This is a genomic window from Streptomyces sp. NPDC005955, from assembly GCF_042871255.1.
In the GTDB taxonomy this organism is placed as follows: domain Bacteria; phylum Actinomycetota; class Actinomycetes; order Streptomycetales; family Streptomycetaceae; genus Streptomyces.
The window spans coordinates 37,670-63,532 of sequence record NZ_JBIAIF010000005.1 but is presented as its reverse complement, the minus strand read 5'-3'; the positions used below and the strand labels follow the sequence as shown (position 1 = coordinate 63,532).

Sequence of the window (25,863 nt, the reverse complement as noted above, 5' to 3'; positions counted from 1 at the left end):
GGGAACTGTGTTCCCCGGGTGAACCCGGAGGCCCTTCGGTGGCCACCCGCCGGGGGAACACTAGACTCGTCGGACCCGGCGAATAGGTCGAAGAGCTCTAATGCAAGGAGGCACGGGTGCCGCTGCTGACCCGCATCACGGGACCGCGCGATCTGGACCGGCTCAGCCCGGACGAGCTGACCGAGCTGGCCGGAGAGATCCGGACCTTCCTGGTCGAGGCGGTGTCGAAGACCGGCGGCCACCTCGGCCCGAACCTCGGTGTGGTCGAGTTGACGATCGCCCTGCACCGGGTCTTCGAGTCCCCGAAGGACCGCGTCCTGTTCGACACCGGCCACCAGAGCTACGTGCACAAGCTGCTCACCGGCCGCCAGGACTTCTCCCGGCTGAGGGCCAAGGGCGGCCTGTCCGGCTACCCCTCCCGCGCGGAGTCCGAGCACGACGTCATCGAGAACAGCCACGCCTCGACGGTACTGGGCTGGGCCGACGGCCTCGCCAAGGCCAACCAGGTCCTCGGCAAGGACGACCACGTGGTGGCCGTCATCGGTGACGGCGCCCTCACCGGCGGCATGGCCTGGGAGGCGCTGAACAACATCGCCGCCGCCAAGGACCGCCCGCTGGTCATCGTCGTCAACGACAACGAGCGCTCCTACGCACCCACCATCGGCGGCCTCGCCGACCACCTGGCGACCCTGCGCACCACCGACGGCTACGAGCGCTTCCTCGCCCGCGGCAAGGACCTCCTGGAGCGCACCCCGGTCGTCGGCCGCCCCCTGTACGACACGCTGCACGGCGCCAAGAAGGGCCTCAAGGACTTCATCGCCCCCCAGGGCATGTTCGAGGACCTCGGCCTGAAGTACGTCGGCCCCATCGACGGCCACGACATCGACGCCCTGGAGTCCGCGCTGTCCCGCGCGAAACGGTTCGGCGGACCCGTGATCGTGCACTGCCTCACCGAGAAGGGCCGCGGCTACCAGCCCGCCGAGCAGGACGAGGCGGACCGCTTCCACGGCATCGGCCCCATCCACCCCGACACCGGCCTGCCCATCGCCGAGGGCGGCATGGACTGGACCTCCGTGTTCGGCGAGGAGATGGTCAAGCTCGGCCACGAGCGCCCCGACATCGTCGCGATCACCGCCGCGATGCTCCAGCCGGTCGGCCTGAAGAACTTCGCCGAAACGTTCCCGGACCGCGTCTACGACGTCGGCATCGCCGAACAGCACGGAGCGGTCTCCGCCGCCGGGCTCGCCACCGGCGGTCTGCACCCCGTCTTCGCCGTCTACGCGACCTTCCTCAACCGCGCCTTCGACCAGCTCCTGATGGACGTGGCCCTCCACAAGTGCGGAGTGACCTTCGTCCTCGACCGGGCCGGCGTCACCGGCACCGACGGCGCCTCGCACAACGGCATGTGGGACATGTCGATCCTCCAGTGCGTGCCCGAGGTGCGGATCGCCGCGCCCCGCGACGCCGACCAGGTGCGGCTCCAGCTGCGCGAGGCCGTGGAGGTCGACGACGCCCCGACGGTGGTCCGCTACTCCAAGGGCGCCGTCGGCCCCGCCGTCCGCGCCCTGCGCAAGGTCGGCGGCATGGACGTCCTGCGCGAGCCGGGCACCGACCGCCCCGACGTCCTGCTGGTGTCGGTGGGCGCCCTCGCCCCGATGTGCCTGGAGATCGCCGGCCTCCTCGACCAGCAGGGCATCTCCACCACCGTCGTCGACCCCCGCTGGGTCAAGCCCGTCGACGAGGCCATGGCCCCGCTCGCCGAGCTGCACCAGGTCGTCGTCACCGTGGAGGACAACTCCCGGGCCGGCGGCGTCGGCTCGGCCGTCGCCCAGCACCTGCGCGACGCGGGCGTCGACGTCCCGCTGCGCGACTTCGGCATCCCGCCGCGGTTCCTCGATCACGCCTCCCGCAAGGAGGTCCTGTCGGAGATCGGCCTGACCGCACCGGACATCGCCCGCCAGGTCACCGGCCTGGTGTCCCGGCTAGACGGCCGCCTCGACGCGACCGCCTCCGCCGTGGAGAGCACCCGGGACTGAGCCGTACCCGGCCGCCGCGGGCCGGTGCCGCGCCCCACCCGGGGCCCGGCACCGGCCCGTCGCCGTTCCCGGGGCGGGCCGCCACCGCACCCGGTCGCTCCCCGTACGGGTGAACACCCGCGCGCCGGGACCGGTGCACCGGCGGGCCTCTCGATCATGTCGGGGACGACACACGCGGAGGTACGCCGGTGAGCAGCACCCTCTTCCGGACCAAGACGGTCGAGCAGTCCATCCAGGACACCGAGGAGCCGGAACACGCGCTCAAGAAGTCGCTGTCCGCACTGGACCTGACCGTGTTCGGGGTCGGGGTCATCATCGGCACCGGCATCTTCGTCCTGACCGGGAAGATCGCCAAGGAGACCGCGGGCCCGGCGGTGGCGCTGAGCTTCGTCGTCGCCGGCGTGGTCTGCGCCCTGGCCGCCCTCTGTTACGCCGAGTTCGCCTCCACCGTCCCGGTGGCCGGATCGGCGTACACGTTCTCCTACGCCTCGCTGGGGGAGTTCCCCGCGTGGATCATCGGCTGGGACCTGATCCTGGAGCTGGCGCTCGGCTGCGCGGTGGTCGCCGTCGGATGGTCGGGGTACATCCAGTCACTGCTCGACACGGCGGGCCTGCACCTGCCCCGGGCCCTGTCCGGCACCCACGACGGGTCGTTCGGCTTCGACCTGCTCGCCTGTCTGCTGGTCCTCGCCCTCACCTGCGTCCTGGTGGCGGGCATGAAACTGTCGTCCCGGGTCACCGGCGTGGTCGTCGGCATCAAGGTCACGGTCGTCCTGCTGGTCATCGTGGTCGGCGCCTTCTTCATCACCGGCTCCAACTACGACCCGTTCATCCCCCCGGCCCAGTCCACCAGCGGCAGCTCCGACATCCACGCACCGCTGATCCAGCTGATGTTCGGCTACACCCCGTCCGACTTCGGAGTGATGGGGATCTTCACCGCCGCCGCCGTGGTGTTCTTCGCGTTCATCGGCTTCGACATCGTCGCCACCGCCGCCGAGGAGACCCGCAACCCCCAGCGGGACGTGCCGCGCGGCATCCTCGGGTCGCTGCTGATCTGCACGGTCCTGTACGTCGCGGTGTCCATCGTCGTCACCGGCATGGAGAAGTACACGAACCTCACCGTCGACGCGCCCCTCGCGGACGCGTTCAAGGCGGTGGGCCACCCCTTCTGGGCGGGCGTGATCAGCTTCGGGGCGGCCATCGGCCTCACCTCGGTCTGCATGATCCTCCTGCTGGGCCAGACCCGCGTCTTCTTCGCGATGAGCCGGGACGGACTGATCCCCCGCACCTTCTCGAAGGTGCACCCCCGCTTCGGCACGCCCTACCGCTCCACGATCCTGCTCGGCGGCGTCGTGGCGATCGTCGCCGGTTTCACCTCCATCAGCGAACTCGCCGAGCTGGTCAACATCGGCACCCTGTTCGCCTTCGTGGTGGTCGCCGCGGGGGTCATCCTGCTCCGCCGTCAGCGTCCCGACCTGCACCGCGCCTTCCGCACCCCGCTGGTGCCCTACCTGCCCGTCCTGTCGATCCTGGCGTCCCTGTGGCTGATGCTGAACCTGCCCGCCGAGACCTGGCTGCGCTTCGGTCTGTGGATGGTGCTCGGCGTGGTCGTCTACTTCCTCTACGGCCAGTCGCACAGCCGCTTGGGCAAGGGCCTCCCGCGCCGCCCCACCCCGCCCACCGCGGACGACGACACCCAGGTCCCGTACCCGTGAGCCGGCCGGGCGATGATGGGCACGACAACGGTGGAGCCGCAACGGCGGGGGAGGGGGCCCGGGCATGACGACCCTGCTGATCGTCGACGGGGCCAATGTCGTGGGCTCGGTCCCCGACGGCTGGTGGAAGGACCGCCGCGGCGCCGCCGAGCGGCTGCGCGACCGGCTGGCGGCCCGGGCCGCCGAGGGCGTCGCGGACCTCGTCGGGCCCCTCGACGTCGTGCTGGTGGTCGAAGGCGCGGCCCGGGGCGTCGACCCGGTGCCCGGGGTCCGGATCGAGGAGGCGGCGGGCAGCGGGGACGACCTCATCGTGGAACTCGCGGCCGGGGCGGCCGAGGAGTGCGTGGTGGTCACCGCCGACCGGGAACTGCGCGCCCGGGTCACCGCCGAGGGCGCCCGCGCGGTCGGCCCCCGGACCGTCTACCCCTGAGCACGCGTACGGGGCGGGTAGGGGCCGCACGCCCCCTACCCGCCCCGGAGCGCGTCCTAGGCGGGAACGCTCGCCACACCGGGCGCCAGGAACCGCTTCCCGTTCACCCGCTCGCTGACGCCCTCACGGTCCAGGTACGGGGTGATGCCGCCCAGGTGGAAGGGCCAGCCCGCCCCCGTGATCAGGCACAGGTCGATGTCCTGGGCCCCGGCGACGACGCCCTCGTCCAGCATCAGCCCGATCTCCTGGGCCACCGCGTCGAGGACCCGGGCCCGCACCTGCTCCTCGTCGAGCACGCGGTCGCCCTGTACCAGGAGCGCCGCGACCTCGGGGTCCAACTCCGGCCGGCCGGAGTCGTGGACGTAGAAACCGCGCTTGCCCGCCCGCACCACGGCCGCCAGGTTGGGGGACACCCGGAAGCGGTCGGGGAACGCCTCGTGCAGCGTCTCGGATACGTGCAGCCCGATCGCGGGCCCCACCAGCTCCAGCAGCACCAGCGGCGACATCGGCAGGCCCAGCGGCTCCACGCCCCGCTCCGCCACCTCGACGGGCGTGCCCTCGTCGATGACGTTCTGCACCTCGCCCATGAAACGGGTCAGGATGCGGTTCACCACGAACGCCGGGGCGTCCTTCACCAGCACCGCGGTCTTCTTCAACTGCTTGGCCACCGCGAACGCCGTCGCCAACGCGGCGTCGTCGGTCCGCTCGCCCCGGACGATCTCCAACAACGGCAGCACCGCCACCGGGTTGAAGAAGTGGAAGCCGACGACCCGCTCCGGGTGCTTCAGCTCGGAGGCCATCTCGCTGACCGACAGCGAGGAGGTGTTCGTCGCCAGGATCGCGTGCGCCGGGACCACCGCCTCCACCTCGGCGAACACCCGCTGCTTGACACCGATCTCCTCGAACACGGCCTCGATGACGAAGTCCGCGTCGGAGAACCCCTCCGCCTTGTCCAGCACCCCGCTGACCAGCGCCTTCAGCCGGTTCGCCGTGTCCTGGTTCACCCGGCCCTTGAGCAGCAGCTTGTCGATCTCGGCATGGACGTAGCCCACGCCCCGGTCGATGCGCTCCTGGTCGATGTCCGTGAGCACCACCGGCACTTCGAGGCGGCGCACGAACAGCAGCGCGAGCTGCGAGGCCATCAGCCCCGCGCCCACCACGCCGACCTTGGTGACCGGTCGGGCGAGACTCCGGTCCGGGGCGCCCACCGGCCGCTTCCCGCGCTTTTGCACCAGGTGGAACGCGTAGAGGCCGGAACGCAGCTCCCCACCCATGATCAGGTCGGCGAGCACCCGGTCCTCGGTGTCGAACGCGGCCTGGAGGTCGCCGTCCTTGGCCGCGGCGATGATGTCCAACGCGCGGTACGCGGCCGGGGCCGCCCCGTGCACCTTGGCGTCGGCGAGGGCCCGGCCGCGGGCGACGGCCAGGTCCCACGCCTCGCCCCGGTCCGGCTCGGGCCGCTCGACGGTGACCTCACCGGTCAGCACCCCGGCGGTCCACACCAGGGACCGCTCCAGGAAGTCCGCGCCCTCGAAGAGCGCATCGGCGATCCCCAGCTCGAAGACCTGGGCGCCCTTCAGCTGCCGGTTCTGGTTGAGCGCGTTCTCGATGATCACCGAGACCGCCCGGTCCGCGCCGATCAGCTGCGGGAGCAGCGCACAGCCGCCCCAGCCGGGGACCAGCCCGAGGAAGACCTCGGGCAGCGAGAACGCCGGCACGGCCTTCGACACGGTCCGGTAGGTGCAGTGCAGCCCGACCTCGACGCCGCCGCCCATCGCCGCGCCGTTGTAGTAGGCGAACGTCGGCACGGCCAGGCCGGCGAGCCGCTTGAAGACGTCGTGGCCGCACTTGCCGATGGCGAGTGCGTCCTCGTGCCGGGTCAGCACCTCGACGCCCTTGAGGTCGGCGCCGACGGCGAAGACGAAGGGTTTGCCGGTGATGCCCGCACCCACGATCGCCCCGGCGGTGGCCTCCTGCTCCACCTGGTCGAGCGCGGCGTCCAGGTTGGCCAGGGAACGCGGCCCGAAGGTGGTCGGCTTGGTGTGGTCGTGCCCGTTGTCGAGGGTGATGAGCGCGAACCGCCCGGCCCCCTTCGGCAGGTCCAGATGGCGTACGTGCGCCTGGGTGACGACCTCGTCGGGGAACGCCTCGGCGGCGCCCTTCAGCTGCTCAGCGGTGCTCGTGCTCACTTGGCGCCTCCGTCGAAGTGGGGGTTCTCCCAGATGACCGTCGCGCCCATGCCGAAGCCGACGCACATGGTGGTGATGCCGTAGCGCACCTCGGGCCGCTCCTCGAACTGACGGGCCAGCTGGGTCATCAGCCGGACGCCGGAGGAGGCCAGCGGGTGACCGAAGGCGATGGCGCCGCCGTACTGGTTGACGCGGGGGTCGTCATCGGCGATCCCGTAGTGGTCGAGGAAGGCGAGCACCTGCACGGCGAACGCCTCGTTGATCTCGAACAGCCCGATGTCGGAGATCGACAGACCGGCCTTGGCGAGCGCCTTGCGGGTCGCGGGGACCGGCCCGTAGCCCATGACCTCGGGCTCGACACCGGCGAAGGCGTACGAGACCAGCCGCATGCGCACCGGCAGCTCGTGCTCCCGGGCGAAGTCCTCGGCGGCGATCAGCGAGGCGGTGGCCCCGTCGTTCAGGCCCGCCGCGTTTCCGGCGGTGACCCGGCCGTGCGGGCGGAACGGCGTCTTCAGACCGGCCAGCGTCTCCAGGGTCGTCCCCGGGCGCATCGGCTCGTCCTCGGTGGCGAGTCCCCAGCCGGTCTCGCCGGCCTCGGGGGTGGTCCGCCGGACCGAGATCGGTACCAGGTCCTGCTGGATCTTGCCGTTGGCGTACGCCTTGGCGGCCTTCTCCTGGGACCGCACCGCGTAGGCGTCGGCGCGCTCCTTGGTGAGGTGCGGGAACCGGTCGTGCAGGTTCTCCGCGGTCATCCCCATGAACAGCGCGGACTCGCCCACCAGCTTCTCGCTGACGAACCGGGGGTTGGGGTCGACGCCCTCGCCCATCGGGTGACGGCCCATGTGTTCGACGCCGCCGGCCACCACGACGTCGTAGGCACCGAAGGCGATGGACCCGGCGGTCGTCGTCACGGCCGTCAGCGCGCCCGCGCACATCCGGTCGATCGAGTAGCCGGGCACGGAGCGGGGCAGCCCGGCGAGGATGCCCGCGGTGCGCCCGAGGGTCAGGCCCTGGTCGCCGATCTGCGTGGTGGCCGCGATCGCCACCTCGTCGATCTCCGCCGGGTCGAGCCCCGGGTTGCGGCGCAACAGCTCCCGGATCGACTTCACCACGAGGTCATCGGCCCGGGTCTCGTGGTAGATGCCCTTCGGGCCCGCCTTGCCGAACGGGGTACGGACGCCGTCGACGAAGACGACGTCCCTGACGGTACGAGGCACGATGGCTCTCCTCCAGACGCGAACTGGCACGACGCGGCCCGCCCCGCCGAAGGCACCGGCGCACCGCGGTACCGCCATGCTACTTGCGAGTAACCAGACTGCCCAGCCCCCGCCCCCGGCTGCGCGTGTCAGCGGGCGGAACGCGTACGGCCCGCCGGGAGTCAGGGATGACTCCCGGCGGGCCGCAGGCCGTCTCCGGTCAGGCGTCGGCGGGGGTGCGCAGCGCGTCCACCAGCAGGGGGCCGACCTGTTCGATCTGCCAGGGGCGGGCCCCCAGGGCGGCCAGCGCCGCGTCCACCGACTCGGCGGTCACCACGGCCGGCGGCTCCCAGCACACCCGCCGCACGGTGTCGGGGGCGATCAGGTTCTCCTGCGGCATGGACAGCTGCTCCGCCAGGGCGGACACCGCGGCCCGTGCCGCGGCGAGCCGCGCGGCGGCCACGGGGTCCTTGTCGGCCCAGGCCCGGGGCGGCGGCGGACCGCTCACGGTCTGTCCGGGCTGGGGCAGTTCCCCCTCGGGCAGGGCCCGGGCCCGGTCGATCGCCTCCTGCCACTGGTCCACCAGTTGCCGTCGGCCGGACCGGCCCCCGAAGCCGGGCAGTGCGGCGAGCGCCCGTGCGTTCGCGGGCAGCGTCAGCGCCGCCTCGACGATGGCGGCGTCCCCGAGCACCTTCCCGGGCGAGATGTCCCTGCGGCGGGCGATCCGGTCCCGTGCCTCCCACAGCTCCCGCACCACGGCCATCTGTCGCCGCCGCTTGACCTTGTGCATGCCGGAGGTGCGGCGCCAGGGGTCCTTGCGCGGGGGCGCGGGCGGTGCCGAGGCGATGGCCGCGAACTCCTGCCGGGCCCAGTCGAGCTTGCCCTGGCGGTCGAGTTCCTCCTCCAGCGCGTCCCGGAGGTCGACGAGTAGCTCCACGTCGAGCGCGGCGTACCGCAGCCAGGGCTCGGGGAGCGGCCGGGTCGACCAGTCGACGGCCGAATGCCCCTTCTCCAGGACGTATCCGAGCACGTTCTCGACCATCGCCCCGAGGCCGACGCGGGGGAAGCCGGCGAGCCGTCCGGCCAATTCGGTGTCGAAGAGCTCGCTCGGCTGCATGCCTATTTCCCGCAGACAGGGCAGGTCCTGGGTCGCGGCGTGCAACACCCACTCGGTTCCGTCGAGGGCCTCCCCGAGCGCGGTGAGGTCGGGGCAGGCGACGGGGTCGATCAGTGCCGTCCCGGCGCCCTGGCGGCGCAGCTGGACGAGGTACGCGCGCTGTCCGTAGCGGTAGCCGGAGGCGCGCTCGGCGTCCACCGCCACCGGGCCGGTGCCCCGGGCGAACGCGGCGATCACGTCGGTCAGGGCGCCCGCGTCGGCGACGACCGGCGGGATGCCCTCGCGCGGCTCCAGCAGCGCGATGGGGTCACGGTCCGCGGTGACGCCGGTGACGCCGTCGTCCGGAGGGGCGCCCCCGGTGGTTCGCAGTGATGTGTCTGCTGCGGTCTCTTGGGCGTCTGTCACCTGTCAAGGGTACTTGCGAAAACACCGCGTCCGCCGACGGAACGTTCCGTCGGCGGACGCGCGAGCGATCGGTATCGGTCAGTGGATGATTCCGGTGCGTAGGGCGACGGCCACCATGCCGGCGCGGTCACCGGTGCCCAGCTTGCGGGCGATCCGGGCGAGGTGGCTCTTGACGGTCAGGGCCGACAGTCCCATGGAGACCCCGATGGCCTTGTTGGACTGGCCTTCGGCGACCAGCCTCAGGACTTCGACCTCACGGCCGGACAGCTCGCGATAGCCGCCCGGGTGGCTCGGAGAGCCCGGAGGGCGGCGGTGCATACGGGCCGCGGCGGCGCCGATGGGGGCGGCGCCGGGCCGGGTCGGAAGGCCGAGATTGGTACGCGTACCGGTAACGACATAACCCTTCACTCCGCCCGCGAGGGCGTTGCGAACGGCGCCGATGTCATCGGCGGCGGAGAGGGCGAGGCCGTTGGGCCAGCCCGCGGCACGGGTTTCGGACAACAGGGTGAGGCCGCTGCCGTCGGGAAGGTGGACGTCGGCGACGCAAATGTCACGGGGGTTGCCGACGCGGGGGCGGGCTTCTGCGATGGACGACGCCTCGATGACATCGCGCACCCCGAGCGCCCACAGGTGGCGGGTGACGGTGGAGCGGACCCGAGGGTCCGCCACGACCACCATGGCGGTCGGCTTGTTGGGGCGATAGGCGACCAGGCTTGCGGGCTGCTCAAGGAGAACGGACACAGGGCCCTCCTGGGGTGGCGGGACGGGGGGCCGGCTCTGGGGATGAAGCCGGGATGAACCGTCGCTTTCAAGGTCACAGACCTCTTCGGCATCAAACCCGGTCGCCTTTAGAGAAAGATCACGAATTCGTGAGAACAATTCGTGCAATTCGGACGATTGAGCGATCGTTGCACGTAGCCCCGTATGTCCCGGAGCGGCGCCGGGGTCGTCGGAGGGCCGGACCGTGGTGTGGGGGAAGTCGGGCCGTGGGTCCAGCGGGTCGGGCCGGGGAGCCGGAGCGAGCTGTGGGGCCGTAGCGGCCGTGGGGCGCTGGGGGCGGTGTCGCCCGTCCCGTGGGGCGGCGTCCCCGGGGCGCGCCGAAGGGCGGTGCGTCACGGGACGGGCGGACGGGGTGGGAAGGGCGGGTGCGGCGGGGGAGGGGGCGGGCGTCTCAGGAGGTCTGCGGACCGCGGCGCTGCGGCAGGGTGACCACGGACGCATCGGCCGACGGCGACGGGGGGAGCCCCGCGACCTGGCCCAACAGATCGCACCAGGCCGTCAGGTGCGCGGCCGTGTCCGGCACGCCCCGGTCGCCCTCCTGCGGCGTCCAGGACGCCCGGATCTCGATCTGGGACGTGGCCGGGCGACGGGCCAGCCCGCCGAAGTAGTGGGAACCCGCCCGGGTCACCGTGCCGCTGGGCTCCCCGTACGTGAGGCCCCGCCCCTCCAGCGCGCCCGTCAACCAGGACCAGCACACCTCCGGCAGCAGCGGGTCCGCGGCCATCTCGGGCTCCAACTCCGCCCGCACCAGCGTCACCAGTCGGAACGTGCCCCGCCAGCCGTCGTGGCCCGCCGGATCGTGCAGCAGCACCAGCCGCCCGTCCGCCAGGTCCTCGTCCCCGTCGACCACCGCGGCCTCCCACGCGTACGCGTGCGGGGCGAGCCGTCGGGGCGGTCGGACCGGCTCGATCTCGACACCGGGCCGCAGCCGTGCCGTGCGCACCGCGTCGACCGCCGCACGGAAGGCCGGCGGCCCGGCGTCCGCCGGGTTCCCGCCCGGCACCCCCTCGCCGTTGTCCGTCCCACCAGCGTCGTCCGACAGTCGTTCCTGAGCCGCAGCCATGCCGGGAAGAGTAAGGGGAAGCCGGCGCCGGTGCAGGGAGGGACACCCCTGCGGGCGAGGGCTGTCCGGATCGCGCCCCCACCCGCATGGGAGACTTTCCGACGTGAGTGCCAACGAGAACCCCACGGACCGGTCGACCGCGACACGAGAGGGCGTCCGGGAATCCGCGTTCCTGAAGGCCTGCCGCCGCGAACCCGTGCCGCACACCCCGGTCTGGTTCATGCGCCAGGCGGGCCGTTCCCTCCCGGAGTACCGCAAGGTCCGCGAGGGCATCGCCATGCTCGACTCGTGCATGCGGCCCGACCTGGTCACCGAGATCACCCTCCAGCCGGTCCGCAGGCACCACGTCGACGCGGCGATCTTCTTCAGCGACATCGTCGTCCCCCTGAAGGCCATCGGCGTCGGTCTCGACATCAAGCCCGGCATCGGCCCGGTCATCGAGCAGCCGATCCGCTCCCGGGCCGACCTCGACCGACTGCGCGACCTCACCCCCGAGGACGTCCCGTACGTCACCGAGGCCATCGGGCAGCTCACCGCCGAGCTGGGTGCCACGCCGCTGATCGGGTTCGCGGGCGCGCCCTTCACCCTGGCGAGCTACCTCGTGGAGGGCGGCCCGTCCCGCAACCACGAGCACACCAAGGCGCTGATGTACGGCGACCCGCAGCTGTGGGCCGACCTCCTGGACCGGCTCGCCGGCATCACCTCGGCCTTCCTCAAGGTCCAGATCGAGGCGGGCGTCAGCGCCGTCCAGCTCTTCGACTCCTGGGTCGGCGCCCTCGCCCCGGTGGACTACCGGCGGTCCGTGCTCCCGGCGTCCCGCAAGGTCTTCGAGTCCGTCGCCGGCTACGACGTCCCGCGCATCCACTTCGGCGTCGGCACCGGCGAGCTGCTCGGCGCGCTCGGCGAGGCGGGGGCCGACGTGGTGGGCGTGGACTGGCGGGTGCCGCTGGACGAGGCCGCCCGTCGGGTGGGTCCCGGCAAGGCGCTCCAGGGCAACCTCGACCCGGCCGTGCTCTTCGCGGGCACCGAGGCCGTGGTCGCCAAGACCGGCGAGGTGCTGGAGGCGGCCCGCGGTCTGGAGGGCCACATCTTCAACCTGGGGCACGGGGTCCTGCCCGACACCGACCCGGACGCCCTCACCCGGCTCGTGGAGGACGTGCACACCCGCACGGCACGCTGATCGCCGCGGCGGCTCCCCTCTCCGCGGGGAGCCGCCGCCAAGCGTCGGATTCCGGCCGTTCTTCCCTTGGAGGGCGGACGGGAAGCGGGGCGCGGGTCCGACCGCCCGGTTACCAGCCCGCCTCCCGGACCGCGCGCACGGCCTTGCGCGCGGCGACCAGGACCGGGTCCCACACCGGGGAGAACGGCGGCGCGTACCCGAGGTCCAGGTGCGTCATCTGCTCCACGGTCATCTGGGCGGTCAGCGCCACCGCCGCGACGTCCACCCGCTTCGCCGCGCCCTCCCGCCCCACGATCTGCGCCCCGAGCAGCCGTCCGGTGCGGTGCTCGGCCAGCAGCTTCACCGTCATCAGCTGCGCGCCCGGGTAGTACCCCGCCCGGCTCGTCGACTCGATGGTGGCGGTCACGTAGCGCAGCCCCACCGCGCGGGCGTCCTTCTCCCGCAGCCCCGTCCGGGCGATCTCCAGGTCGCACACCTTGGACACCGCCGTGCCGACCACCCCGGGGAAGGTCGCGTACCCGCCGCCGACGTTGGTGCCGATGATCTGGCCGTGCTTGTTGGCGTGGGTGCCCAGCGGAACGTACCGGTCCTGCCCCGACACCAGGTCCAGGACCTCCACGCAGTCGCCGCCGGCCCAGATCGCGTCCTGGCCGCGCACCCGCATCGCCCGGTCCGTCAACAGTCCGCCGTGGTCGCCGAGCGGGAGGCCCGCCGCGCGGGCGAGCGAAGTCTCGGGGCGGACGCCGAGCCCGAGGATCACCACGTCAGCCGGGTACGCGTCGTCGGCGGTGGTCACGGCCCGGACCCGCCCGTCCTCCCCCGTACGGACCCCGGTGACCTCGGTGTCGTTGACCATGGTGATGCCGAGCCAGCTCATGGCGTCGTGCACCTGCCGGCCCATGTCCGGGTCGAGCGTGGACATCGGTTCCCGGCCGCGGTTGACGACCGTGACCTCGTACCCCCGGTTGATCATCGCCTCGGCCATCTCGACGCCGATGTACCCGGCTCCGACGACGACCGCGCGGCGGCCCGCGGTGGCGTCCAGGGTGTCGAGCAGCGCCTGTCCGTCGTCCAGGGTCTGCACCCCGTGCACCCCGGGCGCGTCGATGCCCGGCAGCGGGGGGCGCACCGGTCGGGCACCGGTCGCGATGACCAACTTGTCGTAGTCCGTCCACTCCTCGGAGCCGGAGTCGAGGTCCCGACTGCGGACCCGGCGCCGCTCCGCATCGATCTCCACCACCTCGGTACGGGTCCGCAGGTCGATCGCGCGCTCCCGGTGCTCCTCGGGCGTCCGTGCGATCAGCTCGTCCCGCTCGGCCACCTGGCCGCCGACCCAGTACGGGATGCCGCACGCCGAGTACGAGGTGAAGTGCCCCCGCTCGAACGCCACCACGTCCAGCTCCGCCGGGCCCCTGAGCCTGCGCGCCTGTGACGCGGCGGACATGCCCGCCGCGTCACCGCCGATGATGACCAGCCGCTCCCTGGAATCGTGCATGTGAGCAGGCTACGTGCACCGGGTGGCTCAGCCCGCGTCGGGCGCCCGCGGCGTCGGGGGCGCGGCGGCCGGCGCCTCGGGACCCACGACGCCGGTGGCGCTCACCCGGCCCGGCGCAGCGTGCCCGGCCGGGGGCACCGGGCGACGGCGGCGCACCCACGGGCCCAGCAGCCAGCGCCACACCGCGTACAGGGCCCCGGCCAGGGCCAGGAACGGCAGTGCGGCGCCGAGGACGATCGACAGCCAGCGCAGCGTCGCGACGAACGCGTCCCAGCCGTCGCCGACCGAGTCCAGGAAGCCGGACTCCTCGTCCCGGCCCGCGTCGGGGCGCTCGGTGAGCGACAGCGTGATGGTGGCCAGCGTCGTGCGGTCCTTCAGCGACGTCTGCTGGGCGAGCAGCGACTCCAGGTCCGCCTGACGGCTGCTCAGCTCGCCCTCCAGCGCCACCACGTCGCTGATCTTCGTCGCCTCGTCCATCAGCTCCCGGATGCGGGCCACGCTCGCCCGTTGGTTCTTGAGGCGGGTCTCGACGTCGACCACCTGTTCGGTGACGTCCTCGGCCCCGGTGTTCCGGCGGAGCACCGTCCCGGTGTCGCCCAACTTCTCCAGGACGTCGTCGTACTTCGCCTGCGGAACGCGCAGGACGACCTCGGACTGCTCGCGTCCGTCGTCGTCGCGGTCCGTCGACTCCTCGCCGACCATCCCGCCGACCGACTCGGCGGCCGACCGTGCGGTGGCCAGGGCCCGGGGCACGTCCTCGACCCGCACCAGCAGCTCCGCGGTGCGAATGATCTTCCGCTGGGCGAGTTGCTCCGTTCGCAGGTCGCCGTCCGACTCCGCCTTCCCCGAGTCGGCCTTCCCCCCGGACGCCCGTGCGCCGGCCTTGTCCTCGGGGCCCGCGGCGCCCTCCGCGCGCAGGGCGCCCTCGTCGTCCCCGGGCGGGGCGTAGCCCTGGGCGTCCGCTCCCTTGGCGCCCTTGTTCGCCGACTCGCCCTGGTCGCCGCCCGATCCGGCGCAACCGGCGAGCGTCAGCGACCCGGCGAGCAGGACACCGGCGACCCACCGGGCCCGCCGCCGTACCGGACGGTGGCCCCGCACGGGCCCGGGCTCTTGCAGAACGCTCATCTTCGACTCCCCCTGGGAAGTGGTGCGCAGTCCGACACTCCTTCGACGTCACCGCACCCCGCCGCGACGTCGCCAACGCATCGCGAACGCATCACGGTTCGGACTCGCCGGTCGGTCGGGGAATCCGGACCCCGCACCGGGACCAACGGCCCTGCGAACCGGCCCCCACCTCTGACAGAGTTGGGGCATGCGCGCAGAGCACACCGCCCCGGCACCGCCCCGTAGCTTCGTCGTCATCGGCGCCGGCATCTCCGGACTGGCCGCGGCCCACCGCCTGCTGGCGACCGGTGCCCGCGTCACGGTGCTGGAGGCGTCCGACCGCCCCGGCGGGAAGCTGCTGCCCGGTGAGATCGCGGGCGCCCGCGTCGACCTCGGCGCCGAATCCCTGCTCGCGCGTCGGCCCGAGGCGGTGGCACTGGCCCGGGAGGTGGGCCTCGGCGACCGCCTCTGCGCCCCGGCCACCACCACGGCGTCCCTGTGGACCCGGGGCGCCCTGCGACCCCTGCCGAAGGGGCACGTCATGGGCGTGCCCGCGAGCGCCGACGCCCTCGCCGACGTGCTGTCCCCCGAGGGCCTGCGCCGGGCGGCCGCGGAAGGCGAACTCCCGCCGGTGGACCCGGCCGACCTCGGCGACGACGTGGCGGTCGGCACCTACGTCGCCGCCCGGCTCGGCCGCGAGGTCGTCGACCGGCTGGTGGAACCCCTGCTCGGCGGCGTCTACGCGGGCGACGCCTACCGCATCTCGCTGCGCTCGGCGGTCCCCCAGCTCTTCGAGGCGGCCCGCACCCACCCCTCCCTCACGGCGGCGGTGCGCGAGATCCAGCGCCGGGCCGCCACGAACCCCACCCCCGGCCCCGTGTTCCTGGGCATCGAGGGCGGCGTCGGCACCCTCCCGCTGGCCGTGGCCGACGCCGTGCGCGCCCGCGGCGGGGAGATCCGCCTCGCGACCCCCGCCACCGGACTGCGCCGCACCCCGGACGGCCGCTGGCGGGTCACCGCCGTGGACCTGAGCCTGGACGTCGACGGCGTGGTCCTCGCCGTCCCGGCCCCGACCGCCGCCCGGCTGCTCGCCGCCGAGGCGCCGGGCGCGGCGACCGAGCTGAAGACCGTCGAGTACGCCTCCATGGCGCTGATCACCCTGGCCTACCGGCGCGCCGAGGTGACCCTGCCCCCGGGCAGCGGCTTCCTCGTGCCGCCGGTCGACGGGCACACCATCAAGGCGTCGACGTTCGCCTCCCAGAAGTGGGGCTGGATCGGCGCCGAGGACCCCGAGCTGCTCGTCGTCCGGACCTCCGTGGGCCGCTACGGCGACGAGGCCGACCTGGAGCGCGACGACGCCGACCTCGTCGCCGTCTCGCGCCGTGACCTCGGTGCCGCCGCGGGACTGACCGCGCGACCGGTCGCCAGCCGGGTCACCCGCTGGGACGACGGGCTGCCGCAGTACCCGGTCGGCCACCACGCCCGGGTGGCACGCATCCGCGACCACCTGGCGGAACTCCCCGGTCTCGCGGTCTGCGGAGCCGCCTACGACGGGGTCGGCGTGCCCGCCTGCGTGGGCGGCGGGCAGGCCGCGGCCGACCTGGTCCTGGGCGATCCGGACCGTACGGACCATCTGATGAGCAACCCGGTGCAAAGCCGCCACGGCGGCGCAGGAGAATGAGGAACATGAGCGACGACGCCCCCGCAAGGATTCCCCACCGCGGCAAGCTGGCCAAGGACCTCAACGAGGTCATCCGCTACACGCTGTGGTCCGTCTTCACCCTTCGTGACGTACTCCCGGAGGACCGCTCCGGGTACGCCGACGAGGTCGACGAGCTGTTCGAACAGCTCGCCGCCAAGGACGTCAAGGTCCGGGGCACCTACGACCTGTCGGGCCTGCGCGCCGACGCCGACCTGTTGATCTGGTGGCACGCCGAGACCGCCGACGCGCTCCAGGAGGCCTACAACCTCTTCCGCCGCACCAAGCTCGGCCGCGCCCTCGTCCCGACCTGGTCGAACATGGCGCTGCACCGGCCCGCCGAGTTCAACCGTTCCCACATCCCCGCGTTCCTCGCCGACGAGACCCCGCGCGACTACGTCAGCGTCTACCCGTTCGTCCGCTCCTACGAGTGGTACCTGCTGCCGGACGAGGAGCGCCGCAAGATGCTCGCCGACCACGGCAAGATGGCGCGCGGCTACCCCGACGTCCGGGCCAACACCGTCGCCTCGTTCTCCCTCGGCGACTACGAGTGGATCCTTGCCTTCGAGGCCGACGAGCTCCACCGGATCGTGGACCTGATGCGTCATCTGCGGGCCTCCGAGGCGCGGATGCACGTCCGTGAGGAGGTCCCCTTCTACACCGGACGCCGTCGCAGCATGACCGAACTGGTCGCCTCGCTCGCCTGACCGCCGATCCTCAACGCGGGCCCACCCGGTACGCCGGGTCGGGCCCGCGTTCCGTTCCCCGGGTGGCCAGCGGACGCGGCTGGGGGTGCGCCGCGCACTCCGTGTCCGCCTCGGGCAGCCCTCCCGTCAGCAGGTACGCGTCGAGGTGGGCGTTGACGCAGGCGTTCGGCCCGCCGCCGACCCCGTGCTGCCCGGCGCCCCGCTCGGTCACCAGCCGCGCACCGCCCAGCCGCTCCCGCAGCTCCTGCGCCCCCCGGTACGGGGTCACGGCGTCCCGCTCGGCGGCCAGGATCAGCGTCGGCGGCAGACCCGGCGCGTCCGCCCGTACGTCGAGCGGCCGTTGCCGGGGCGCGCGCCAGTACGCGCACGGCAGATGGGTCCAGGCGTTGTCCCAGGCGGCGAAGGGAGCGGTGGCGGACAGCGCGGTGTGCTCGGCGTCCCAGTCGGCGAAGTCCGTGGGCCAGGGCGCGTCGTTGCACCGCACGGCCGTGTACACGGCGTGGGCGTTCTCCGTTTCGGCGGCGGCCTCCGGAACCGGCGCCGCCTGGGCGACGAGCAGTTCCGGGTCGCCGTCCTGGAAGGCGGACAGGGCGGCGGCCCGCATCGGCCAGTAGTCGTCGTAGTGGGCGGTCCGCAGATAGGCCGCGTGCAACTGGCCCGGCCCCACCGTGCCGCCCGCCGGTTCCGCGGCGACCGCCGCCCGCACCTCCTCGTACGCACGCTGCACGGCGGCGGCGGTGCGCCCCAGCCCGTAGACGTCGTCGTGCCGGGCGACCCAGGCACGGAAGTCCGCCCAGCGCTGCTCGAAGGCCGTCGCCCGGTCGAGGTCGTTGCGGTACCAGATCCGTTCCGGCCGGGGGTCGACCACCGAGTCGAAGACCATCCGCCGCACGTGCGCGGGGAACAGCGTCGCGTACACCGCGCCGAGGTACGTCCCGTAGGACGCCCCCATGAACGTCAACTGCCGTTCGTCGAGCGCGGCCCGCAGCACGTCGAGGTCCCGTGCGTTGTTCAGGGTCGTGTAGTGCTGCAAGGCGTCTCCGGCCCGGCGGGCGCAGCCCCGCGCGTACGAGGTGGCCTCGGCGACGCGTTCCTTCTTGTAGGACGCGGACGGGTGGACGGGGGCCTGGGTGGGGGCCTTCACGAAGTCCCCGGGCGCCTGGCAGGACAGCGGCGCCGAACGGCCCACCCCGCGCGGGGCGTAGCCCACCAGGTCGTACGCGGCGGCGATGCGCTGCCAGGCGGGGACGCCGCCGATCAACGGGAAGTACGTGCCGTTGCCGCCCGGTCCGCCCGGGTTGAACACCAGGGCGCCCTGTCGCGGGGCCGGTCGGCCGTCCGGGTCCGTGCCCGTGGCGCGCACCCGGCTCACCGTGAGCGCGATCCGACGGTCGTCTGGGTGGGCGTAGTCGAGGGGCACCTCGACCGTGCCGCACTCCACCGGTGCCGGGAGGCCCTCCTCCTCGGCGCAGGGGCCGAAGCCGATGCCCCGTACGGCGGCCCGGGCGACGGCGCTGCGCACTCCGGCCGCCTCCCGGGTGTTCGTCGAGCCGGTGGCCGGGGGAGCGGAGAGGGGGGCGACGGGGCGGAGGTCGGCGGGGCGGAGGGCGGCGGGCGCCACCGTGGTCGACAGGCCCGCCGCGCCGGTGGGGGTCGCCCACAGCGCGGACAGGACCAGGGACCCGGCGGTGCTCCAGCGCACGGCTGCTCTCATGGTGCTCCTGCTCTTCGCTCCGCCGTTCCCGCGCACGGAGCCGCCGGTCGCCCGGTGGGGAGACGGAAGCCCGTACGGATCATCTGACAAAAGGGATGATTGGGGTGCGTCGGGGCGATGTAAAGCACCCGCGGACGGATGTCGGCGCAATGGCCCCGATGCGCACACGGAACCGGGGACGCTTCCGCCCGGGACCCGGGTCGCCCGTTCCCGGTCCCGTCAGCGCTCGCGCCGCGCGGACCCCCGGTCGGTCGGCCCGGGACGGAGCACCCGGTCCGTCCCGCCGTGGTGGTCCCGGTGGGCGAACGCCGCCACCAGGCCCGGATCGTCGGCCGCGGGCACCCCGCCCACCGCCACCGCGGTCAGATACGTGCGGTCGTCGCCGCCGGGCCGGGCCGAGAGGCCGCACAACAGGGCGCGCCCCGACGCCGACGCCCAGCGCGTGTACGGCTGCGCCTCGACGCGCGCGATCAGCAGGCAACTCGCCGTCAGCAACAGGGGCAGGGCGAACCAGGCGGCGTGCGTCGTCGCGGCACCGCCCGGTGCCGGCGGGGCCGTGACCCACGCCGACGCACCGAGCCCCAGGACCACCAGCGAGGACACCCGGACCAACTGGACGGCGTTCGTGACGGTGCCGCGGGTGTGCTCGGGCACCGCGAGGCCCGCAGTCGTCAGCCGGTCACCGAGGGCGCGCACCGCCTCGTCACCGGCGACCGCGGCCCGCACCCGGGCGATCCGCGCCTGCCCGGTGGAGCCGATCGCGCCGAGCACCGTCCGTTCCAGGGCGTCCCGGCCGCGCGGGTCGACCACGGTCGCCCAGCCGGTGTGCGCGAGGACCAGCCGGTGTTGACGGGCCATCGACACCATCGCCACCTCGGCGACGCGGTGGGGACCGCCGGACAGGAACGCAGCTTCGTAGACGGTCAGTCGGTGCCCGCGAGGGAAGGGCGTGCCCTCCGCGACCGCCGCGCGGACGACCGCGCGACAGAGCAGGGTGCACGAGGTGCCGGCCACCGCACAGGCCAGCAGGAGGATGAGCCAGAACATGGCGGATTTCTATGCGAACCGCCGGGGTGCCCGCCATCGTCCATCCGCGATGTGGACCAGGTGTTGCCGCGTCGTGATGCTCCCGTGGCCTGGCGTGGCCATATGCGCCGTCCGTGCCGGTCGACGCACTGGCCCGGGGGAGCGGATCGGCTACGCGGGTCCGCCCGGCCCCCGCCGACGGAAGACGTACCGGGCCCGTACCACCGGGGCCCTAGCGCCCGGGGCCCGTACCGCCGGGGCGGCCCGGACCGTCACCCCGGGGAACGCAGTGCACGGGCGACCCGGACCGAGCGCACCAGCCGCGACCACGGGTGCCGGGACGGCGGCCGGGACCCGGACCGGTCGACCCACCACCGCGTCAGCTCCCGGCGGGCCTCCTCGTCGCCGGGGCCGCCGGCCCGCAGGACGTGCCCGGCGAAGCCGAGCGCGTCGGCCCGGTAGCCGGCCGTCATCGGCCGGCGGTTCGCGTACGCGAGGAACTCCGCACGGTAGGAACTCCCCAGGATCACCGGGAGTTCCGGGGCGACCTTCGCCACCACGTCCGCCCGCTTGGCCAGCAGCGCCCGGCTCTGCACGGCGAGCCGCGCCCGGTCGAAGCCCTCGGGGACGGGGGTCCCGGCGACCAGCGCGGACAGCAGTGCCGTCTGGGCGAGGGCCACTCGCTGCCGTGCGGCGGGCCCGTCGTCGGAGGGCGGGGTGGCCGCCTCGGCACTCCGGCGGTGCCCGGCGCCCGCGGGGGTTGCGGGGGCCGCCGGGTTGGGGCGGGCCCGGGACACGGCGGCCCTGATCGACTCCAACTCCCGCGCCAACTCGTCCGGCTCGGGGAAGTCCTCGTCCCGTTCGAGGAGCACCCCCGGCGGGTCCACCCGGGAGGTGAGGTCCGTGAGGATCTCCAGGACCGCCTCGGGCACCGGGTGCGCATGGCTGTCGTGCCACACCCCGTCCCGCTCGACCCCACCCGCCACATGGACGTAGGCGATGGCCTCCACGGGCAGTTCGTCCAGGGCCCGGGCCGGGTCCTCGCCCCGGTTGACGTGGTTCGTGTGCAGGTTCGCCACGTCGATCAGCAGGCGCACCCCGGTGCGGTCCACCAGGTCGTACAGGAACTGGCCCTCCGTCATCTCCTCGTACGGCCAGGAGATCAGTGCGGCGATGTTCTCCACGGCGAGCGGAACGGGGAGGGAGTCCTGGGCGATCCGGACGTTCTCGCACAGCACGTCGAGGGCGTCCCGGGTGCGGGGGACCGGCAGCAGGTGACCGGCTTCCAGCAGCGGCGACGCGGTCAGCCCGCCCCCGGCCCGTACGAAGGCGATGTGCTCGGTGACCAGCGGAGACCCGAGGGCTTCGGCGCGGGCGGCGAGTTGGGCGAGCCGGTCCTCGTCCGGCCGGTCCGCGTCGCCGAGGCCGAGCGAGACCCCGTGCGGGACGACCGTGACCCCGCGCTCGCGCAACCTCAGCAGGGACTCGGGCAGGTGCCCCGGGCAGAGGTTCTCGGCCACGGCCTCGACCCAGTCGATTCCGGGCATCCGTTCGACGGCGTCCGCGATCTCTGGACGCCAGCCGATGCCGGTGCCGAGCCGGGGCGTCCTCGGTGGTGCCGTGCGTAGCGCGGTCGTGGTCATGGTCCCCCTCCTCCGTGAGCCGAGCGCCGTACCGTCGCTGACCGTACGGCTACGCCCCGTGCTTCCGCCCGGCGGCCCCGCCCGACGGGGTCGGGACGGTGCACGGTGCGGCAGTGCGTCGGTGGCGTACGGCGGCCCGGACGGACGCGGCGTGCGCGTTCGACGGGTTCATGGCCCCGCCGCGCCCGGCCGAATCCCGGTGGAGGATGTTCAGAGCTAGTTCTGAGGTTCCGCCCGGTCCGTGTTGACCACCCCGGGCACCGTCGCCGAGGGGCGTGAGGTGGTGGAGATGTCCGCGTCGGCGGTGACGCCCGGCACGGGCGGTGCGACACCGCTCGGCGGGGGCGGTCCGGTGGGGCTCGCGGTACCGGTGGCGGCCCCGTTGGCGATCGCGTCGAAGTCGACCATCCCGGTGTTCTCCAGCACCGTGATGTGGTCGAGCACCGTCTGGTTCGCATCGGTGGCGAGTTGCCGTACCAGGGTGTTGCGGGTGGTGTCGCGGACCTGGGCGATCAGGGCGAACACCTTGCCGTGCGCGATGCGCAGCAGGTTCGCGAAGTCCTTCTGGTACTGCACGCCCGTCGCGTCCGTGAGCTGGCGCAGCCACCCCTGTTGCTGGGCGTTGGGCTGGCTCGGCAGCGCCACGCCGAGTTGCCCGGCGACCTCCCGGACCCGTTTGTCCAGGTCGGTGTGTCCGACGACGAGGTGGTCGCCCGCGGTCCTGATCGCTTCGGTCGGTGCGCGCTCCATCGCCTGCTGACCCGCGGGGAGTTCCCACAGCCCGGCCAACCGCACCCGGACGATGAAGTCCCGGTCGGTCGCCGTGAGCGGACCCCAGTGCGTGGACACCGTGCCCGCGGCGAGGTTCGCCTGCGCGGTGCCGGACCGGTCCGCGTACGACCACACCGGGAAGGCCAGCGCGGCCAGGGTGGCGGTGAGCGCGCCGATGATCAGCGCCGTGCCGTTGATGCGCCGCAGCAAGAGGGCCTCCCGTGGCGGGGGTGTCGCGCGCATCCTGGCGCGCCGGGGGTACCAGAATCAACCGCTGACTCCTCGTGGGTTCAACCCACTTCGCGGTAGTGAGAGGTACGTAACCCGCCGCCGCGGTGTTCAGCGGCCCCGGTCCCGGCCCCGGCCCGGCCCGTGACCTGTCGGTGCCGCGTCGGGTCAGCCGGACAGGCAGACCCCCAGGTCGAGGAGGGACGGGAGCCCTCCGATCAGACAGTGACCGGCTCCCGGGGTGGTTCCCGGGCCGGGGCGCCCAGGTCCGCCGGGTGCGGTGGACGGGCTCGGAGCGCCGGGGGAGGGCGCACCGGATCCACCGGTGCCACCGCTGGCACCGGGTCCGCCCGGCGCCTCGGTCGGGTCGGAGCCCTGACCTTCCGTTCCCCCTCCGGCGGCGCCGCCCGTCGTTCCTCCGGCCCTGCCTCCGGTGCCGCCGCCGGCTCCGGAACCCGGAGATCCGGGGGCGCTCGTGGGTGCGTCGGACCCGGTGCCCGGGGGCGTCCCGCCGGGCCGGTCGCTCCCGGGCCGGACGGTTCCGCCGCCCGTGGAGTGCGGTCGGCCGTCACCGCTGCCCGGGCCGGTGCCCTCGGGGTCGTCGCTCCCGGTGGCGCCGGAACCCGTGTCCGGTGGGGTCGTTCCGCCCGTGGCGCTCGGTGCCGGGCTCGGGGCGTCGGACGCCGTGACCTCCCGGTCGTTGCGATCCGCGTCCGGGCCGCCCCGGCCGCTCGTGGCGGGGCGCGGTTCCGGTGCGCCTCGAAGGCGGCCGCCCGTCACGCCGACTCCGGCCCCTTCCGCGTTCCGGCCGGCGCGGTCGGACGGGTCGGCGCCTCCGGGACGCCCGGGCCCGGACATCCCCATGAGCGCGACGGTCGCGGTCGCCGCCACGAGTACCGTCCCTGTGACCAGGACCGTGCGCGTGCCACCGAGTGGGCGTCTGCGCAGTGCGTGGGCGGCGGACGTCGCCCGTCCCAGAGCGCCCAATTGCCACAACAGCACCAGGAACACCAGTGCCAGTGCACCCAGCACCAGCGCGATCAGTACGTCGAACACCCGGAATCCCCCACGGTCACCGCACGCCCCCGCGCCCGCGGTCCCTGCTCCGCCGGCGCCCTTCGGATGCCGACGATCCCCTGCGGAGGGACACCGGGGCGGGCGGGATGGCGAATCGTCACCGATGCGTTACTCAGTGTGTGAAACGGGTGTGCGGGCAGTCCTTCTCGGGTGTGATCCGGGAGCGGAGCGCGCACGGGTTGGAGCGGGGGTGCCGGGCGGTGCGGGTAGGGGCCACCCGGCCGGAGGTTCAGTCGTCGAACCCGTCGAACCCGTCGAGCGAGCCGAACCCGCGGTGCCCCTCGGCCACCACCGTGTCGCCGGGGGCGATCTCCGTGAAGCCCGCGTCACGCACCACCGGCAGTCCGCTCGTCACCAGACGCCGCCACTGTTCCGGCTTGGCGGTCCGCACGGACAGCGGGAACCCGGCCGCGCGCCAGGCCGAGCGTTCCGCATCCGACTGGTCCCACCAGGCGAGTTGCGCCCCGTGTCCGGCCTGGGCCATCGCCTTGCCCGCGGTCATGGTCGTGGACGGGCTCATCCACAACACGGGACCGCCCGGGTCGGGCGCTCCCGGAGGCTGCGGGTCCTCCAGTTCGGTACCCGAGACCTGGAGCCGCGCCAGGTCCTTGGGCCAACCGTCCAGCGGCACCGGCGGGAACACCCGGACCTCCGCGGACTTCCCGCTCACCGTGATGCCCGGCAGTGCCTCGGCCCGTCGCCACTCCGCACCGCGGGCCCGCCGCACCACCTTGCGGATGCGCGCGTCCTGCCACTGGCGCACTGCCTCGGCCCACTCGCCCTCGCCCAGGGAACGGGGGTCGCTCAGCATGACCAGCACGGCCCGCGCCGCCGTCTCCAACGCGTCCGTGCGCTCCGGGGGGCCGGCGCGCTCCAGACGCACGACCATCGGAAGCACGAACTGCGGTGCCTCGTCGCGGTCGCGCTCCGCGCGTGCCTCGTCGGGTGCGCCCGGCTCGGGGGGAGCCGTCCGCTCTTCGGGGTGGTGGTTCGGGCCTTCGGGCGCGGCTTCGGGGATGCTCACCCGTCCAGTCTGCCAGGGCCGTCCTGAAGTGCCGGACGGTCCGATCCGGGGCTGCGTGGCGCTGTGGTGCCGCGGTGCGGTCGGCCGGTGGGGCGGCGGTGGTGTCGGCCGGGCGGTGCGGTTCAGCCCGAGCAGGCGGAGCGCTGGGCCTCCAGCCACTCGCACCGGGGGCAGAGGGTGATCCCGCGATGCGTCTCGGGGTACTCGGTCGGCTCCCGGCACAGTACGCACTCGGCGAACGGCCCCTGCTCCTCGGCCCCGGCCGCGGTCGCCGCCACGCCGGGCGTCGGTCCGGACCGCTCCGGCCCCGTGCAGTACTCGTCCATGGGGCAAGGGTATGCCCGCAGGTCCGTGCGGTTCCCGCCCCCGCCGCTCCGGGTCAGCGCTTCGAGGGCGTGCCCGCGGTCCGGTCGCGTTCACGTGCGATGAGATCGGACACCTTCACGAACCGGTACCCGCGCTCGCGCAGTTCCGGAACGACCTGCCGGATCACCCGCTCCGTCGTCGGGGCGGCGCTCCGGGTGCAGTGCAGGACCACCACCGAACCCGGTCGCACCCCCTCCAACACCTCCTGCGCCACTGCCCCGGCGTCCGTGGCGAAGGCGTCTCCGCCGACCACGTCCCACTGCACCGCCGTCACCCCCACCGGTGCGAGGGCCCGGAGCGCACGATCGTCGTAACACCCGCCGGGGAAGCGGAAGTACGGCTTCGCGTCCTTGATGCCCACCGTCCGGAAGGCGCGGAACGCCCGCTCGACGTCGGGCTGCATCAGATCCGATTCGACGGTCGGGAGTCCGTAGCAGTCAGGGGTGAAGGCGTGGTGGCTGTAGGAGTGGTTGGCGACCTCGAACAGCGGGTCGTGCCCGATGGACCGTGCCTGCTCGGGGTACTCCTCCGCCCAGCGCCCCGTCATGAAGACCGTCGAGGGCACCTTCAGTCGGCGGAGCGCCGCGATCAGTCCCGGGTTGTCGAACTGTTCCCCGGCCGCGGCCCGGGGGCCCTGGTCGACGGTCATGTCGGCGTCGAAGGTGAGGGCGACGGTGCGGTCCTCGGTGCGCGGTCCGTTCATGAAGACCGGGGTCAGGCCGCCCGGACCGGGTGCCAGTACCGGGGCCTGTGCCGGGGTGGTCGCGGGCGCGGGCGACACGGCCGTTGACGGTGCTCGGTCCCGTCCGGGGCGAGGGGCGACCTCCGTTCCGCACCCCGCGAGTACGGCCCCCAGCAATCCGACCACGGCGACTCTCCGCACAGAAATGATCACATG

General features: G+C 73.6%; 20 protein-coding genes. 6 read left to right on the top strand and 14 right to left on the bottom strand.

What is annotated here, in order from left to right:
- Positions 1-116: 116 nt before the first annotated feature.
- The 3 genes from dxs to ACFYOU_RS14785 all read left to right on the top strand — a co-directional run bounded on the left by dxs (position 117) and on the right by ACFYOU_RS14785 (position 4,181).
- Positions 117-2,036, top strand: a complete 1,920-nt coding sequence (gene dxs / locus ACFYOU_RS14795) for a 1-deoxy-D-xylulose-5-phosphate synthase (RefSeq protein ID WP_385752881.1) — start codon at positions 117-119, stop codon at positions 2,034-2,036.
- 188 nt (positions 2,037-2,224) lie between these two features.
- Complete coding sequence (locus ACFYOU_RS14790) at positions 2,225-3,751, top strand: amino acid permease (RefSeq protein WP_391305883.1); 1,527 nt, start codon at positions 2,225-2,227, stop codon at positions 3,749-3,751.
- A 64-nt stretch (positions 3,752-3,815) separates the two neighbouring features.
- Positions 3,816-4,181 (top strand): NTP pyrophosphohydrolase, encoded by a 366-nt coding sequence (locus ACFYOU_RS14785; RefSeq protein WP_391305882.1) that lies wholly within the window; start codon positions 3,816-3,818, stop codon positions 4,179-4,181.
- A 56-nt stretch (positions 4,182-4,237) separates the two neighbouring features.
- Here the strand turns inward: ACFYOU_RS14785 and ACFYOU_RS14780 are convergent, their stop codons facing one another.
- The 5 genes from ACFYOU_RS14780 to ACFYOU_RS14760 form a co-directional block, all read right to left on the bottom strand.
- Positions 4,238-6,370: a 3-hydroxyacyl-CoA dehydrogenase NAD-binding domain-containing protein gene (locus ACFYOU_RS14780; RefSeq protein ID WP_391305880.1), complete on the bottom strand. Its 2,133-nt coding sequence runs from the start codon at positions 6,368-6,370 to the stop codon at positions 4,238-4,240.
- Positions 6,367-7,587: a thiolase family protein gene (locus ACFYOU_RS14775; protein WP_389770323.1), complete on the bottom strand. Its 1,221-nt coding sequence runs from the start codon at positions 7,585-7,587 to the stop codon at positions 6,367-6,369. The genes ACFYOU_RS14780 and ACFYOU_RS14775 overlap by 4 nt, the downstream gene beginning before the upstream one ends.
- A 199-nt stretch (positions 7,588-7,786) precedes the next feature.
- Positions 7,787-9,088 (bottom strand): HRDC domain-containing protein, encoded by a 1,302-nt coding sequence (locus tag ACFYOU_RS14770; RefSeq protein ID WP_389770321.1) that lies wholly within the window; start codon positions 9,086-9,088, stop codon positions 7,787-7,789.
- A 78-nt stretch (positions 9,089-9,166) separates the two neighbouring features.
- Positions 9,167-9,829, bottom strand: a complete 663-nt coding sequence (locus tag ACFYOU_RS14765) for a LuxR C-terminal-related transcriptional regulator (RefSeq protein ID WP_385493412.1) — start codon at positions 9,827-9,829, stop codon at positions 9,167-9,169.
- Positions 9,830-10,259: 430 nt separating this feature from the next.
- A complete protein-coding gene (locus ACFYOU_RS14760; RefSeq protein ID WP_385493411.1) occupies positions 10,260-10,931 on the bottom strand; it encodes a DUF3000 domain-containing protein in 672 nt (223 codons plus the stop codon).
- A gap of 103 nt (positions 10,932-11,034) precedes the next feature.
- Here ACFYOU_RS14760 and hemE point away from each other — a divergent pair, with 103 nt between their 5' ends.
- Entirely contained in the window at positions 11,035-12,111 is a 1,077-nt protein-coding gene (hemE, locus tag ACFYOU_RS14755) for a uroporphyrinogen decarboxylase (RefSeq protein ID WP_389770317.1), read from the top strand.
- Positions 12,112-12,220: 109 nt separating this feature from the next.
- Here hemE and ACFYOU_RS14750 read toward each other — a convergent pair whose 3' ends face one another.
- Together ACFYOU_RS14750 and ACFYOU_RS14745 are read right to left on the bottom strand one after the other, a co-directional pair.
- Positions 12,221-13,606: an FAD-dependent oxidoreductase gene (locus ACFYOU_RS14750; RefSeq protein WP_391305877.1), complete on the bottom strand. Its 1,386-nt coding sequence runs from the start codon at positions 13,604-13,606 to the stop codon at positions 12,221-12,223.
- 27 nt (positions 13,607-13,633) lie between these two features.
- Positions 13,634-14,731, bottom strand: a complete 1,098-nt coding sequence (locus ACFYOU_RS14745) for a DUF4349 domain-containing protein (RefSeq protein WP_391305875.1) — start codon at positions 14,729-14,731, stop codon at positions 13,634-13,636.
- A gap of 187 nt (positions 14,732-14,918) precedes the next feature.
- Between ACFYOU_RS14745 and hemG the strand changes: the two genes are divergently transcribed.
- Both hemG and hemQ read left to right on the top strand, forming a co-directional pair.
- Positions 14,919-16,391: a protoporphyrinogen oxidase gene (hemG, locus tag ACFYOU_RS14740; RefSeq protein WP_391305874.1), complete on the top strand. Its 1,473-nt coding sequence runs from the start codon at positions 14,919-14,921 to the stop codon at positions 16,389-16,391.
- A gap of 5 nt (positions 16,392-16,396) precedes the next feature.
- Positions 16,397-17,116, top strand: a complete 720-nt coding sequence (gene hemQ / locus ACFYOU_RS14735) for a hydrogen peroxide-dependent heme synthase (RefSeq protein ID WP_389770306.1) — start codon at positions 16,397-16,399, stop codon at positions 17,114-17,116.
- Positions 17,117-17,126: 10 nt separating this feature from the next.
- On the opposite strand, the gene ACFYOU_RS14730 is transcribed toward hemQ, so the two are convergent.
- The 7 genes from ACFYOU_RS14730 to ACFYOU_RS14700 form a co-directional block, all read right to left on the bottom strand.
- Complete coding sequence (locus tag ACFYOU_RS14730) at positions 17,127-18,830, bottom strand: alpha/beta fold hydrolase (RefSeq protein ID WP_391305871.1); 1,704 nt, start codon at positions 18,828-18,830, stop codon at positions 17,127-17,129.
- A gap of 219 nt (positions 18,831-19,049) precedes the next feature.
- Positions 19,050-19,877, bottom strand: a complete 828-nt coding sequence (locus ACFYOU_RS14725; RefSeq protein ID WP_391305869.1) for a TIGR04222 domain-containing membrane protein — start codon at positions 19,875-19,877, stop codon at positions 19,050-19,052.
- Between the two features lie 251 nt (positions 19,878-20,128).
- A complete protein-coding gene (locus ACFYOU_RS14720; RefSeq protein WP_391305867.1) occupies positions 20,129-21,499 on the bottom strand; it encodes a DUF692 family multinuclear iron-containing protein in 1,371 nt (456 codons plus the stop codon).
- Between the two features lie 216 nt (positions 21,500-21,715).
- A complete protein-coding gene (locus tag ACFYOU_RS14715) occupies positions 21,716-22,477 on the bottom strand; it encodes a DUF4142 domain-containing protein (protein WP_391306304.1) in 762 nt (253 codons plus the stop codon).
- A gap of 1,327 nt (positions 22,478-23,804) precedes the next feature.
- The gene (locus tag ACFYOU_RS14710; protein WP_391305865.1) at positions 23,805-24,599 is read right to left on the bottom strand and encodes a peptidyl-tRNA hydrolase; all 795 of its coding nucleotides are present in this window, start codon (positions 24,597-24,599) and stop codon (positions 23,805-23,807) included.
- Positions 24,600-24,721: 122 nt separating this feature from the next.
- The gene (locus tag ACFYOU_RS14705; RefSeq protein WP_389770290.1) at positions 24,722-24,925 is read right to left on the bottom strand and encodes a hypothetical protein; all 204 of its coding nucleotides are present in this window, start codon (positions 24,923-24,925) and stop codon (positions 24,722-24,724) included.
- Between the two features lie 53 nt (positions 24,926-24,978).
- The gene (locus ACFYOU_RS14700) at positions 24,979-25,860 is read right to left on the bottom strand and encodes a polysaccharide deacetylase family protein (RefSeq protein ID WP_391305862.1); all 882 of its coding nucleotides are present in this window, start codon (positions 25,858-25,860) and stop codon (positions 24,979-24,981) included.
- Positions 25,861-25,863 lie beyond the last annotated feature (3 nt).